The organism is Streptomyces sp. NPDC025784, assembly GCF_055558435.1.
Genome location: NZ_JBVHMN010000032.1, coordinates 22,471 through 35,801 on the forward strand (window position 1 = coordinate 22,471; position 13,331 = coordinate 35,801).

Here is a 13,331-nt window from a genome sequence, read left to right on the forward strand (position 1 = left end):
CCCGGTGCGCGCCGATGGTGTCCCGCCCGGTGGTGCCGCACCCCGGCTGTCCGTCCTGATGGCCTGTCACAACCGCCGCGACAGCACCCTCGCGGCCCTCGCGTCGGTGCGTGCGCAGACCGGTCTTCCCGCGGGCACCGGCTTGAGCGTTCATCTCGTCGACGCCGGCAGTGCCGATGGCACGGCCGGCGCGGTGCGGGCCGCCTTCCCCGCCACCGATGTGGTGAGCACCGGTGGCGACGTCTACTGGGGCAGCGGCACCAGGATCGCCGCCGCTCGAGCGGATCCGGCGGCCCATGTGCTCTGGCTCAACGACGATGTCGTCCTTGATGCGGGCGCGCTCGCCACGCTCCTGCGCGTGGCCGCACCCCTGGAACGGCCCGCGGTCGTCGTCGGCGCGATGCGTTCCGGCGACGGGATGCGCACCACCTACAGCGGTTACCGGATCGTGCGCCCCCGCCTGCGTCCCATGGCCCTGCAGCGGATGGAGCCCGACGCGCGGCACGCACGACGGTGCGACACCTTAAACGGCAACGCTGTCCTGGTCACGGCCTCCGCCAGGCGGTTGCTGGGCGACCTCGACGGCGCCTTCCCCCACCGTATGGGCGACTACGACTACGGGCTGCGGGCCCGCCGGGCCGGCGTCCCCGTGCTGCTCGCGCCCGGCCACGTGGGAACCTGCGACGACAACGTGGGCCGCACCGAGGGGACCTCGGCGGAGCCCGGCATCGGCGCGCTGACCGCGCTGCGCCGGCTGGCCTCGGTCCGCGAGCAGCCGCCGCTGCCGTGGTGGCGCTACTGCCGCCGCCATCTCGGTGCCTGGGCCCCGCTGGTCTTCTGCTCCCCCTACGCCAAGACCCTCGTGCGGGCCGCCTCCCAGCGCCCGCGAGCGGGCTTGTTGCGCGCCGGATCCTGAGCCACCGGTGTGCGGCACGGCAAACATCCTGCCGTGCCGGCGTCTGCTGGCGCCGTCCAGCACAGTCCCTCTCCTTTAGAACGGACCACGGTGCGATTCCTTCCCGGTGACCCGCAGATCTTGCTGCTGCTCCTGCTCGCGCCCGGGCTGCTGGGGATGCTGCTGTGGGTCTTCGCCCGGCACTGCGGCATCGCGGTGGGGCTGCTGATGGCGACGCAGGTCTGGGTCGTGGTCGCCGACGGCCAGAGGGCCGCCGTGGACCTCGGCATCAGCCTCTACCCGACCGACATCCTGGACGTGTGCGCGCTCGGTGTCGCACTGGCGCGGGTGCCGCGCTGGGGCCCCAGGGCCCGGGCGGCGCTGGCGGCGCTGGCGGCCCTGCTCGCGCTCACCGCCTGGTCCACCCTGCGGGGGGCCGCCGTCTTCGGTCCGGCGACGGCGGGCAACGACTCCCGGGTCTACTTCTGGCACTTCCTCGCCGTCACCTTCTATCTGGCCACCGCTCCCTTGAGCGCCGCGCTGACCCGCACGGTGACGCGGGCCTGGCTGGCCGCAGCCGCCGTGTACGCGCTGTGCGCGGTGGCCCGCTGGGCGGACCGCGGGCTCTACGCCTCCAACGCCCACCTGGCCGTCGACGGGGTGGCGGTGGACGCCCGCCCCGTCCCGGCCGCCGCGGCGCTGGTCCTCGCCCAGGCGGCGGCGCTGCTGATGCTGACCCGCCGCGCCCGGCCCGCGTCCCGTCCGGGCCCGGCGATGTCCGGCGCGGCGGACCGCGCCCGTTTGGCGCACCGCCGGGGCCCGGGCGCCCGCCACCTGGCGGCACTGGCGCTTTTCGCCCTGGTGATGCTGCTCCAGCACCGCACCGTGTGGGCGGCCGGCGCCGCGATGGCAGCCACCTGGTGGCTGCTGCGTCCCTCCCGCGGCGGCCAGCGCCTGGTGTCCGCAGGTGCCGCAGTGCTGGCGCTGTGCCTGGCCGCACTGCTGTACGCCGTCGGCCTGTTCGGCGCGGCCGGCGAGGCGCTGACGGCCTCCCTCGCCGAGACACAGGGCACGCGCAGCACCTTCGCCTGGCGGGTGCTGGGCTGGCAGGATCTGCTCGCCGGCCCCCGCAGCCTCGCCCGGTGGCTGCTCGGAGCGCCCTTCGGTTCCGGTTACGAGCGCTTCATCGGCGGCGGGCTCGTCACGGTCTCGCCGCACGACTACTACCTGCACGTCGTGCTGCGTCTTGGCCTTGCCGGGCTGCTGGCTCTGCTGGTCCTCTACGCCCACACCTGGCGCCGCCTGGCCCGGGGCGGAGCGCAGACGCGGGCCCTGTGTGTGCTGCTGGTGAGCCAGTTGGTGCTGTTCGTGTCCTATTCGGCCTTCCCCGAACAGGCCGTGCTGCTCGGACTGTGCCTGTGGCGGGCGCGCCTGGAGGCGGGCGCGGGAAAGCGGCCGGGGCCCTCGGCCCCGGCCGGCGACCCCGCGGCGCCCGCCCCCCGGGGCGCGGTGCACGCGCCGCGCGGACCCCGGCCCGCGATTCCTGCGCCGCCGCACGCGAAGCAGGGCGGACGGCCCGGCGTGTAGACCTCACCATCAGTGACAAAAAGGGCGAAGGTTGATCACAATGGGTGGGTGACTCTTCTGCACCGGGCCCGGAAAGCTCTCCAGCGCCTCGGCCTCGACGTGAACCGGTTCCCGCAGTGCTCCTTCGACTACCGTGCCGCGCGGCTGCTGCAGCACGCGGGTGCCGATGTGGTGCTCGACGTGGGGGCCAACCGCGGTCAGTACGGGCGCGGCCTGAGACGCTTCGGCTACCGGGGACGCATCGTGTCCTTCGAGCCGCTGAGCGGGCCGTTCGAGGCCCTGCGCCGCTGCGCGGCGGCCGATCCGCTGTGGACCGTCTTCCCTTACGCCCTGGGCGAGGAGCGCAGGGCCGTCACCATGAACGTGGCCGGGAACGGGGGGCTGAGCAGCTCCGTGCTGCCCATGCTGCCCCGCCACGCCGAAGCGTGTCCCCCCTCCCGCTACGTCGGCCGCCAGGAGGTCGAGCAGTACCGGCTCGACGACGTGTGGCGGCAGGTGGCCAAGCCGCAGGACCGCGTGTTCGTCAAACTGGACGTCCAGGGATACGAGGCGGCCGTCCTGCGCGGCGCCGAGACCCTAGCGCAGCACTGCTGCGGACTGCAGTTGGAGGCATCCTGCGTCCCGTTGTACGAGGGAGCGCCGCTGCTGCACGAGGTGCTGGACCTGGCGCGCCGGCGCTACGGGCTGGCTCTGGCGGCCGTGGTGCCGGGGTTCACCGACCACCGCACCGGCCGGATGCTCCAGTGCGATCTGGTGTTCCTGCGCGATCACGAACCGGCGTCCGGCCGGCACCGCGATCCGGTGCCACCGGCCTGAACCGGTGCAGGGGCGGCGGCACCGCGCCGGTGACGCGAACCGGCAACGGCCGGCCACCGCAGCGGCAGCAGGCCGCGCGCGGCAGCCACCTGGTACAGCGGCAGCCGCGTGGGCATCTTGTGGCAGGCGGCCACGACAAGAGCGACGGCCAGGAGCACGATGGCTGCGCTCACCGGTGAGCGGCCGGCCACGATCTGGCACAGGGCCACGCCTGCCGCGTACGCCGGCACACCCAGGGCCGCGTGGACTGCGTACCCCGTCAACAGCCGGCGCGTCTGGACGACGCCGTCCTTGTGCCATGCCCACGTCTGCACCGCGAGACCGCACACCGGGCCCCCCAGCGCGGACAGGGCCAACGGCACCAGACCGTGTCCCGCGGCCACGGCGATGCCGGCGAGGTTCGCGGCGATCGCCGCCGCCTGCGCGGCCGCCATTTTGCCGGGCGAGGCGCACACCGTGTCCACGGACAGCCCGACCGCGTACAGGACGGCGACGGCGGACAGGATGCACAGCAGGGGCACCAGGCGGGCGGCCTCGTTCCAGCCCGGTCCCAGGAGCAGCTGCAGCGCATCGGGTCCGGCTCCGGCGAGGAATGCGAACGGCAGGAAGGACAGCGCGGAGGAGGCGAGCAGGACGTCGGTGCCGGCGCGGGCGAACGCGGGTGTCTCCCGGCCGGTGGCCCGGTTTTTTCCGGGGGCGTCCCCGTGCTGGAGGTGCTGGGCGCGGACCGCGGTCAGGGCGGGGGTGGTGACCCGCGTCAGGCCGGCCGCGAGCATGGTCAGGAGCAGTCCGGTGAAGAGTGTGGCCCGCGAGTAGTACCCGGCCGCCACCGGGCCGAGCAGGACTCCGGCCGCCCACAACGGGGTGGTGTTGGTGGCGAACTGGACGAGCTGGTGGCCGGCGAGGAACCCGGCCGCCTTGGCCAGTTCCCGGTAGCGGACCGGGGGATGAGCGGCCGGGCCCAGGGCGTGTGGCAGCCGCCGCACCAGCAGGGTGGAGGCGAGGGCTGCGATGGTGAACTGGGTGGTCACCGACGTGGCGGCCAGCCCCGTCGGGTTCCAGCCCGCTGACAGCAGCACGGTTCCCGTCAGCAGCCCGGCGGCGTGCGCGCCGGTCTCGACCACGACCGCGCTGCGGTGGGCGAGCAGGCGGCGCAGGCCGGCCACGCTGACCGCCCCCAGGGGCAGGAACAGGAACTGCAGCGCCAGCACCCGCAGCAGCCCGGTCGTCTCCGCGGCCCCCCACAGCCTGGCCCACAGCGGTGCCGTCGTCTCGAGCACGGCGCAGCACACGAGCCCGCTGAACAGGCCCAGCCGCACCGTCGCCGTGAGCAGCCCACGGGTGAGCTCCGCCGAACGCAGCACGGTCGTGGCGAGCCCGGCGTTGGCGAAGTAGCCCAGCAACTGCGTGAGGGACAGGGCGGAGGCGAAGGCGCCGAACGCTGCGGCACTGACGGTACGCCCGGTGTATGAGGTGTAGCCGAGTTGGAGCGCGCACGCCACGACGGCCGCCGCATAGTTCCACAGCGCCCCCCTCACCACCGTCTGGGTTTGTGGGCGCTCCTTTTCCAAGAGGCCGGTCCCCCCGGCCGTCCGCTCTGCTTTTGCTGTGCGGCTCGCGGCCCTCATGCGGGCCCTTCCTGCCAGGCCGCGATCTGCTTCCAGGGGTCGGCCGGCGGCGCGGGCAGGGCCAGGAACTCGCCCAGCATGAACTGGAGGGACTGCAGATCGGTCAGGCGGGCGCGCATCCAGCGGCGCAGCCGTTCCCCGGCGGCGTCCAGCACCGCCTGCTCGGTGGCCAGCAACTCCCGCACGCGGTGGGCCACGTCCCGGGGGGCGGGCACGAGATGCAGTCCGTTGCTCGGGCCGGGCAGCCACTCCAGACCTGGCCGGGCCTGCCCGACGTGGACGCGGCCGGCGGCCCCGGAGATCGGCAGCCGGTCGGAGAAGTACCCGGGGTAGCGCCCGTAGTGGTCCCACCCCGCACTCATCCGCGCACAGCGCAGGACGGCGATCTGCCGCTCGAACGGCAGCGGGCCCCGGGCGTGCGGGCCGTGCCAACCCGCCCCGAAGACACCCAGGCGGCAATCGAGCTGCCGCAGCCCGCGCACGACCTGCGCCCGCTCGCGGGCACCGGGCAGGCGGGGAAGGAGCCGGGCCCGCATCACGCTGTTGCCGATCGTGACCACGTCGAACACGGCCCCGTCCCCCGGGGGAGCGGGACAGTCCTGTTCGGGAAAGCAGTCCAACGGCAGCGTGTGCGGCACATAGCGCACGGGCCGGCCCGCGATGCCGGCCAGCATGGCCAGCTGCGCACCTGCGGCCACGCTGAAAACGGCGTCCGCCGCGCGCAGCCATGCACGACTGGACGCCGGGAGCTGCTTGTTGCCTCCCCACGCGTCCCCCTCCTGGTAGACGACCGTGGGTGAACCCGCCGACCGCAGCAGCTGCGCGACGTCCTGCTCGGCGAACGGGAAGCCGTGCGGTGACTGGACGAAGACCACATCGGGGCGGGCGTCGAGGACCACCTCCCGCAGCGCGGCGAGTGCGGCGCGGGGCCCGTTGTGCAGCAGTGCGCGAGGGGCGGCCGGCACGTGGTGCAGGTGACCGTCGGCCTGGAGCCGGCGGAAGGCACCGGTGAACCGGCTGCGCGGCGTCAGGGCGTTCTCGTTGTTGAGGTGCAGCACCACCGGTGCGCTCACTGCGTCCTCGCTTCTGTGGTCGCCGTTGGCGGGCTGTGCGCCCTCACGGGGTCGGATCGTGCCCGGTGCGCGCGGCCGCTCGGGCAGCGCGCCCGCGGCCTGCGTGCGGCGTCTTGTCCTTGCGCACGACCGCACGCTCACCGCGCCGCACGCCGGGGGTCGCCGACGGCGAACCGGCCTCGCGCAGCGTGGGGCCTGACGCGGCTCAACCTAGACCGGCGGGCTGCCGGATCGGCGCCGGCGCCTGGATGTGTCGGGCGTCTTGCCCGGCGCTTCACCCCTGGGCGCCACAGCGGCCCGGTGCGGCGGCCGCCTCTTGGCGGGCGGGTGTGCGCAGCGTCATCCGGTGCCCGGGTTCAGCCGCCCTGCACCGGCGCCCGCGGCGCGGGGGGCTGCGGCGGGCGCAGGGAGGCGAGGTAGTTGCTCACCCCGCGGAAGTGCTCGAGTTCCTCGTCGTAGGCGCCCACGGGCAGCAGCACCCCTCCCGGGCAGATCCGCCACAGCCGGTAGCCGAGCGGGCAGAGCAGGTCCCAGAAGTCGCGGAAGAAGGTGCGGGAGTAGACGTTGGCCGAGCCGAACTCGAAGGCGATCGTGGTCACCTTCCTGTTCCTCAAGGTGCTGCCCGCTCCTTGCAGGGCCTGGAACTCCGCCCCTTCGATGTCGAGTTTCAGCAGGTCGATCCGTTCGACGTTCCACCGCTCAACCTCCCGGTCCACGGTGGTGACGGGAACCTCTTCCTGATGGGCTGTCAGATCCCCGAAGTACGAGTCCCGGCGCCGGTGCACGGAGGCCACGCCCGAACCGGGGGTGTCGGCGAAGATCGTCGTGGCGCCCTCCTGTTCACCCACGGCCGCGGGGACGACCACCTGGTTGGGGACCTTCGTGCGGGCCAGGGCGGCCCGGCAGGCGGGCTGCGGTTCGAACAGGAAGTAGCGCCCGTTGTCGGTTCCCAGCGCCGCGTGCAGTCCGGTGGACCACTGACCGCAGTTCGCTCCGACATCGAAGATCACGGGTGCTTCGAGGCCCTGGAGGAAGTGCCGTGCCGCGGTGACCTCACCGCGCAGGTCCCAGCCGGTCCCCGCGCCTCTGCCCTGGAGGATCTCCAGGTAGATCTCGAACAGACGGGTGCCCTGCCGGATCCGGCGACCGCTCGCCAGACGGCACAGTCGGGGCGCTGCGGCCTTGGCGGTCTTGCCGAGAAGGCCGGCTGCGTGTACCTGCATAGGGGTTCCTTCGCTCTTGTTTCATTGCTTCGAGCAGTCCGTCGCGAAAGCGCGTCGCCATGCGCTCCGTCGTGTACCTCAAGGCGTCCTGCCCGCAGGCCCTGCGCAGGGCGTCCATGCGTGCCGGGTCGCGAAGCAGTGCGGTCACGGCGCCGGCGTAGGAGGCGGGGTCGTCCGCAGTGATCACCGCGTTGCGGCCGTCGGCCAGATACTCGAACTCGGGCGCGTGCCAGGGCCAGTCGGTGGTGACCAGGGGAGTGAGCAGGGCGAAGGAGTCCACGGCGCACAGGCCGACGCGGCCCGGCATCAGCATGACGTCGCTGACCGCGCCGAGCCCTGCGGTCTGTCGGGCATCCGTACGGCCGATGGCGACCACCGCACTGCCCGGCCGGGACGCGGCCTTTTCGACCAGGTGCCGTTCGCCGCCGTCACCGGCCACCAGCAGCCTGAAACCGGGGAGTTCGGCGGCGATGCGGTCGGCGCACGCGAGCAGGAGCGGGATGCGCTTGGGCGCGTCCAGCCCGCCGACGAACAGCGCGGTGCGCCCCGGGGTGAGGCCGTGGCGCCTGCGCAGCAGCACGCTCTCGGCGTACTCGGCCGTTCCCGGCGTCATGGCCCTGGCCCGTGCGGCGGTCAGTTCCGTGGTGTCGACGGAGTTGCGCACCACGGTGATCCGCTCACGGGGGAAGCCCTGCGCGGCGGCGTGGGCCGCCGCGCCGTCGGTGTAGGCGAAGAACCACGACCCCAGACGGGTCAGCGCGCCTTTGACGGCAGCCTCCGCACGGCTTGGCGTCTTGGTGCAGGTCCGTCCGTGGCCCCAGAAGGCCACCGCAGGACCGCCGCCAAAGCGCCGCCTTGCCAGCTGTCGCAGCAGCAGGGGGTAGGCGTCCAGGTTGTGCAGGGCCTGTTCCAGGACGACCAGGTCGGCCGAGGCCGCCGGGCGGTGCACGCGGCGCCACAGCAGCGACCTGCCGCCCGGCACGGGCAGGCGCCGCGTGGGTACCTGGATCGCGCAGGCGCAGGACGCGGCGTCCTTGCGGTCGGCCTGCTGCGGTGGTGCGGCGCCGTGCAGCACCTCCAAAGCGACGCCCTCGTCCGCCAGCTGCGCGTGCAGGTGATCGAAGAAGGAGGTGCGGTAGGACGGGACGTAGGGCTGCACCACCACCACGCGGCGCCGCCCGCCCGCGGACGTCAGCATGCCCGCTCCGCCACACCGGCCCGGCCCGCCGCCCGGCCCAGGGCCTGTGCGTACACGGCCTGCGTGGCCGTGGTCCAGGCCCGTACGCCATACCGTTCGGCGTGGACTTGGCGGCAGCGCTCCCGCAGCCCGGGGAAGCGTTCGCGTGCCGACCTGAGAGCAAGCGGCAGTTGCGCAGCGCTGCTGTAGAGCGCTCCGGTCCCCTCCGCCCTCACACTGTCGGCCGCCGCCGAACCCGCCAGGGCGAGCACGGGCACGCCGGCCGCCAGTGCCTCCTGGCACACGAGGGGAGTGGCCGATTCGGGGCACACGCCGGGAAAGACCAGACCGGTGTAGCGCGGAAGCCGAGCGGCGACCTCCTGGCGCGAGAGCGGGCCGAGCAGCCGCACACCGGCGGGCGCGGCCTCGCGGCAGGCCGACTCCAGCGGCCCGGAGCCGATCACGTCGAGCAGTTCGTTCTGCGGCCAGCTCCTGAGCAGCGCAAGGATGCCCTTCTCCTGGCTCAGGCGCCCGACGTACACCCAGCGTGCGCCCGCCCCCTGGGGCGGGGCGGCGTCCTGCAAACGGGCCGCGGGCACGGATCCCACGAAGTTCGGTACCAGGGTGAGCTTGTGCGGGGGTGCCCCGAAGCGCAGATACAGGTCCCGGCTGCGCTCGCAGAGCGTGACGAGCCGGTCGGCGCGGCGCAGCAGGGGGTCGGCCGCCGTGCCCTGCCGGCCGGCCCAGGCCAGGGGGAGTGTCGTGCTGCGGCCGCCCCGGTAGCAGCCGTGGCGCAGTCCCGCCCAGCGGTCGCCGTCGGGGCAGGCGGTGCACACCGCTCCCGCCCGAAAGAGCGTGGCGGCCGCGCAGGCCGGCCGGTAGTTGTGGAGCGTGGCCACCAGCGCGCCGGGCCAGCGGTGCAGCCAGGCGGTACCGAAATTGGGGAAGAGGTTGTGCACATGGACGACGTCGGGGCGGAAGTCGTGGAGGCCGGCCAGCGGTGACCTGCCCCGGCCGGTGGCTACCCGCACGGCGGCGCGCAGGGCGTACCCGCGCTCGGACTCGAGGGCGTCGGTCCGGGCGGCGATCAGCATGACCTCGTGTCCCGCGTCCCGCAGCGCCTGAGCCTGGTCGAGCACGGCGCTGTTCTCGCCGCTGGGCCTTTGGGAGGAGTAGAAGCTGTGCACCAGTGCCACGCGAAGGGCGGCGGTGGCGGGTGCCGTGCGGGCTGCGCCGGGGCCCTGGGCCGGGGTGCGGCGGGCCCTGGGCCGGGGTGCGGCGTTCATCGCGCCGTCCCTGCCGTGACCACGCGGCGCGAAAGGCCGGCTGTGGGGCCTGCGGCGCCCGGTGCGGGCCCGGCGGCAGCGGACGCGGCGGGAACCGACGGCACCGGACAAGACAGACAGCCCGGTCCGGGCCTTTCGGGAGGGGCGGTGAGCGGAACTCGTACCTGCATGCGCTCTGTCGTGCCTTTCCTTTGCCGGTGGGCCCTGAGGTCCGGCCACCGGGGGCGTGTCGCTGCTTCAATGACCCTTCAGGACGGTTTCGTACAGCCTCTCGGCGAGCTCGGCCTTCGACGCCCAGGTGTGCCGGCGGGCCCACTGCAGCCCGGCGCCCGCCATACGGCGGCGGGCCTCTTCGTTGGTGAGCACCCCGCCCAGGGCGCGGGCGAGACGCTGCGGCAGATCCGCGGGGTCACCCAGGGGGACGGGCACCGCACAGCCCGGTGCGGAGAAGTCCCCGACTCCCTGATGGTCGAGGTGCACCACGGGCAGCCCCCGGGCCCATGCCTCGAGGTTTTGCACCCCGAAGGAGTCCCGCAGGCTGGTGAAGAGCAGGACGTCCGCCCTGTCGTAGGCGGCGAGCGTCTCCTTCCAGGGCAGCCGGCCCCCAAAGCGCACCGAGCCGGTGACGCCCAGCCGTGCGGTGAGCTGTTCCAGCCCGGGACGCAGCGGTCCGTCGCCGAGGATCACGAGGCGGGCGTCGGGAACCTCGCCCAGGAGCAACGCGAATGCGCGCAGGGCCAGTTCCGGGGCCTTGATGGCCGTCAGCCGCCCCACCCACAGCACGGTCGGTGGCCGCTGATCCTGTTCCGGTTCCCCGAGCGGCGCCTCCTTGAGCAACGTGTCGGGAACGCCGTCGCTCAGCACCAGATGCGGATCGGCCCGGCCCAGCCGGCGGGCCCGCTGCGCGGTGTCACGATTGGTGGTCAGGACCGCGGCGGCATGCCGCAGCGTCGCCCGGCACGAGGGGCGCAGGCTCATGGCGTTGACCCACAGCAGTTCCCGCGTCCTCTCCTGCCGGTAGGCCGGCCCCAGCCACCGCCGGTGACTGCGCGGGGCAATCTGCCCTCCGCCCACGGGTCCGAACACCAGGGGCGGGCCGAGCCGGTGCAGGGCGCTGCCGCCGACCAGTGAGCCGTAGGAGACGTGGTGCACCAGGTCGGCACGCCCCAGATCGTTGCGGCGCGCGTAGGCCAGGGCGCGTCGCTGCCACCCGTCGTAGTGCACGAACTCCTGGACCTGAGCACGCAAAAAGCCCGGCACCAGGCGCACCCACCCCGGGCAGCGCGGCGTGGCGACGAGGTGGGGCGTGATCTGGCGCCCCACTGCTCCCAGCTCCTGGATGCGCGCGGCGATGTGCCGGGTGTTGTCGCCGTGGGGGCGCGTGAGGAGTTCCACGGTGTGCCCGCGCCGCGCGAGAGCTTCGGCCCAGGCCCACCCCATACCCGGTTCGGTGCCGCGGCTCGGGTCGCATGCGTAGGCGCTCACCACGATGCGCAGGCGGCGCCCGCCGGTGATCGCCTCCTGCTCGCGTCCGTCCCTGCTCCTGCCCCTCGGCGACGTCAAAGCCGCCTCCCCCCACTCGTGAAGCGACCGGGCCCGGCACTCGGCGGCGCTCCATGGGGCCGGGCCGGCCGCCGCGGCGCCGTTTGTGAGACGGCCTGCCGCAGGACGCCTCGCACGAACCGGGCGTTGCCGAACAGGTAGCGCCGCCACAGCCGGCGCGGCTCGCAGACCAGCCTGAACACCCATTCGAGTCCGCTGTGTTGCATCCAGGAGGGTGCCTGGCGCTTGTTGCCGCCGATGAAGTCGAACGCGGCGCCCACGGCCACGCTCACCACGGGCAGCCTGGTGCCGAGCTCGGCGGCCCGGTGGTCTTGCAGGGGTGTGCCCAGGCCCACCCACACGATGTCGGCCCGGCTGGCGAGGATGTCCGCCTCCTGCCGGATCAGTTCCTCGGCGGTGAGCGGCCGAAACGGAGGGGAGGACGATCCGGCGAGCCGGGCACGGGGGAAGCGCCGCTGCAGCTCGCTGCGCAGCGCGGCCAGCGTCTGCGGGGTGGAGCCCAGCAGGTAGTGGCGCAGTCCTGTGCCCTGGCTCAGCCCGAAGACGCCCAGCATCAGGTCGGGGCCGTACACGCGTGTGCGGGGCAGTGCGGTGCCGCGGTGCAGCAGCCGGTTCGCCCAGACCACCGGCTGCCCGTCGGCGAGGTTGAGGAAGGCCGAGCCGAGCGTCTGGGACAGGGCCGGGTCCCCCTCGCCGAGGGCGAGGGTGTAGGCGTTGCACAGGTGTACGTCACTGCGGGCCGCGCCGGCGGGCGGGTCGTCCTCGCGTGCTTCTCGGATCTGCCGGGCGCGCTCCACCACGTGGCGGGCCGCGCTCGCGGGGGTGTGGGCCGTGATGGGCACGCCCAGACACGTCACCACCGCGACGGGAGCCGTGCGGTCGCCGGTCGTCGTCACCTTCGGCCCGTGCCGTTCAGCACGGTGAGGGGGCGCCGCGCCGGCTCGCCGAGGAAGCCGTCGATGTCGATGCGGCGGCGGAAGTCCCTGATGGTCTCGCGCAGTCCGTGCTCCACCGGGGTCAGGGGGTTCCAGTCCAGCAGTTCGCGGGCCAGATCGACGGCCGGGCGGCGACGCGTGGGATCGTCCGCGGGGCGGGGGATGGACACGATGTCGGACGGGGAGTCGGTGAGCTTGACGATCCACTGGGCCAGCTCGAGCATGGTCACCTCGTGCGGATTGCCGAGGTTGACGGGCCCGCTGTGGCTGCTGTCCGCCATGCGCATCAGCCCGTCGACGATGTCGTCCACGTAGCACAGGGAACGGGTCTGACTGCCGTCACCGGTGACCGTGAGCGGCTCGCCCCGCAGCGCCTGGCGGATGAACGTGGGGATCGCGCGGCCGTCCTCCGGGCGCATCCGCGGGCCGAACGTGTTGAACAGGCGTACGACCTTGGCGTCCACGCCGCGTTCTCTTCGGTACGCCATCGTCAGTGCCTCGCCGAAGCGCTTCGCCTCGTCGTAGACCGATCGCGGGCCGACCGGGTTGACGTTGCCCCAGTAACTCTCCGGCTGCGGATGCACCTTGGGGTCGCCGTAGGTCTCCGAGGTGGAGGTCAGCACGAAGCGGGCGCCCTGGGCGGCGGCGAGGTCCAGGGCGTTCCAGGTGCCGGCCGAGCCCACTCGCAGCGTCTCCAGGGGGAGCCTGAGATAGTCCGCCGGGGACGCGGGCGAAGCGAGGTGGAACACGGTGTCCACCTCTCCGCTCACGCTCAGGCCCTCGCTGACGTCCCGGCGGTCCAGCCGGAAGCGCGGATGGTCGCTCAGGTGGGCGACGGTCTGCGGGCCCGAGGTCGCGAAATTGTCCACGCACACAACCGAATGGCCTTCGGCAAGCAGCCGTTCGCACAGGTGGGAGCCGATGAAACCGGCCCCACCGGTCACAACCACACGCATGAGGGTCCTCTCTCTTCGCCACGTCACAGGCCGGGCGGCGGCAAGGAGGTGTCATTGCCGAGGCACGCCTATGCGTCGTGTTTGCATTGATTTGTCGGTTATGGACTACTTGAGACCCAAGGTGGGCGAATATGCGTCCGGTATGGTCTTGTTTCCCCCGTTTGTCGGAACAGAAGGACACGACCGCTGCAC

Annotated in this window: 11 protein-coding genes; 3 read left to right on the forward strand and 8 right to left on the reverse strand. The window is 73.3% G+C overall.

Features of this window, described 5'->3' with window-relative positions; translation table 11 throughout:
* Positions 1-4: 4 nt before the first annotated feature.
* The 3 genes from ACZ4IF_RS42735 to ACZ4IF_RS42745 all read left to right on the forward strand — a co-directional run bounded on the left by ACZ4IF_RS42735 (position 5) and on the right by ACZ4IF_RS42745 (position 3,298).
* On the forward strand, positions 5-916 hold the full coding sequence (locus tag ACZ4IF_RS42735; RefSeq protein WP_467574100.1) for a glycosyltransferase family 2 protein: 912 nt from the start codon (positions 5-7) through the stop codon (positions 914-916).
* 90 nt (positions 917-1,006) lie between these two features.
* Positions 1,007-2,482 (forward strand): hypothetical protein, encoded by a 1,476-nt coding sequence (locus ACZ4IF_RS42740; protein ID WP_467574103.1) that lies wholly within the window; start codon positions 1,007-1,009, stop codon positions 2,480-2,482.
* Between the two features lie 48 nt (positions 2,483-2,530).
* Positions 2,531-3,298 (forward strand): FkbM family methyltransferase, encoded by a 768-nt coding sequence (locus tag ACZ4IF_RS42745; RefSeq protein ID WP_467574106.1) that lies wholly within the window; start codon positions 2,531-2,533, stop codon positions 3,296-3,298.
* Here the strand turns inward: ACZ4IF_RS42745 and ACZ4IF_RS42750 are convergent.
* The 8 genes from ACZ4IF_RS42750 to ACZ4IF_RS42785 all read right to left on the reverse strand — a co-directional run bounded on the left by ACZ4IF_RS42750 (position 3,250) and on the right by ACZ4IF_RS42785 (position 13,139).
* Positions 3,250-4,869, reverse strand: a complete 1,620-nt coding sequence (locus tag ACZ4IF_RS42750; protein WP_467574109.1) for an oligosaccharide flippase family protein — start codon at positions 4,867-4,869, stop codon at positions 3,250-3,252. The genes ACZ4IF_RS42745 and ACZ4IF_RS42750 overlap by 49 nt on opposite strands.
* 53 nt (positions 4,870-4,922) lie before the next feature.
* A complete protein-coding gene (locus tag ACZ4IF_RS42755) occupies positions 4,923-5,999 on the reverse strand; it encodes a glycosyltransferase (protein ID WP_467574113.1) in 1,077 nt (358 codons plus the stop codon).
* A gap of 356 nt (positions 6,000-6,355) precedes the next feature.
* Positions 6,356-7,009, reverse strand: a complete 654-nt coding sequence (locus ACZ4IF_RS42760) for an FkbM family methyltransferase (protein ID WP_467574193.1) — start codon at positions 7,007-7,009, stop codon at positions 6,356-6,358.
* Positions 7,010-7,052: 43 nt separating this feature from the next.
* Complete coding sequence (locus ACZ4IF_RS42765; RefSeq protein WP_467574115.1) at positions 7,053-8,420, reverse strand: glycosyltransferase family 4 protein; 1,368 nt, start codon at positions 8,418-8,420, stop codon at positions 7,053-7,055.
* The gene (locus ACZ4IF_RS42770) at positions 8,414-9,685 is read right to left on the reverse strand and encodes a glycosyltransferase family 4 protein (protein ID WP_467574119.1); all 1,272 of its coding nucleotides are present in this window, start codon (positions 9,683-9,685) and stop codon (positions 8,414-8,416) included. Before ACZ4IF_RS42770 ends, ACZ4IF_RS42765 begins: the two co-directional genes overlap by 7 nt.
* Positions 9,686-9,922: 237 nt before the next feature.
* Positions 9,923-11,248, reverse strand: coding sequence for a glycosyltransferase family 4 protein (locus ACZ4IF_RS42775; protein ID WP_467574121.1), 1,326 nt, complete (start codon positions 11,246-11,248; stop codon positions 9,923-9,925).
* Positions 11,245-12,144 carry a WecB/TagA/CpsF family glycosyltransferase gene (locus tag ACZ4IF_RS42780; protein WP_467574124.1) on the reverse strand — a complete coding sequence of 300 codons (900 nt, stop codon included), beginning with the start codon at positions 12,142-12,144 and terminating at the stop codon, positions 11,245-11,247. Before ACZ4IF_RS42780 ends, ACZ4IF_RS42775 begins: the two co-directional genes overlap by 4 nt.
* Positions 12,141-13,139 carry a UDP-glucuronic acid decarboxylase family protein gene (locus ACZ4IF_RS42785; protein ID WP_467574127.1) on the reverse strand — a complete coding sequence of 333 codons (999 nt, stop codon included), beginning with the start codon at positions 13,137-13,139 and terminating at the stop codon, positions 12,141-12,143. The genes ACZ4IF_RS42780 and ACZ4IF_RS42785 overlap by 4 nt, the downstream gene beginning before the upstream one ends.
* Positions 13,140-13,331 lie beyond the last annotated feature (192 nt).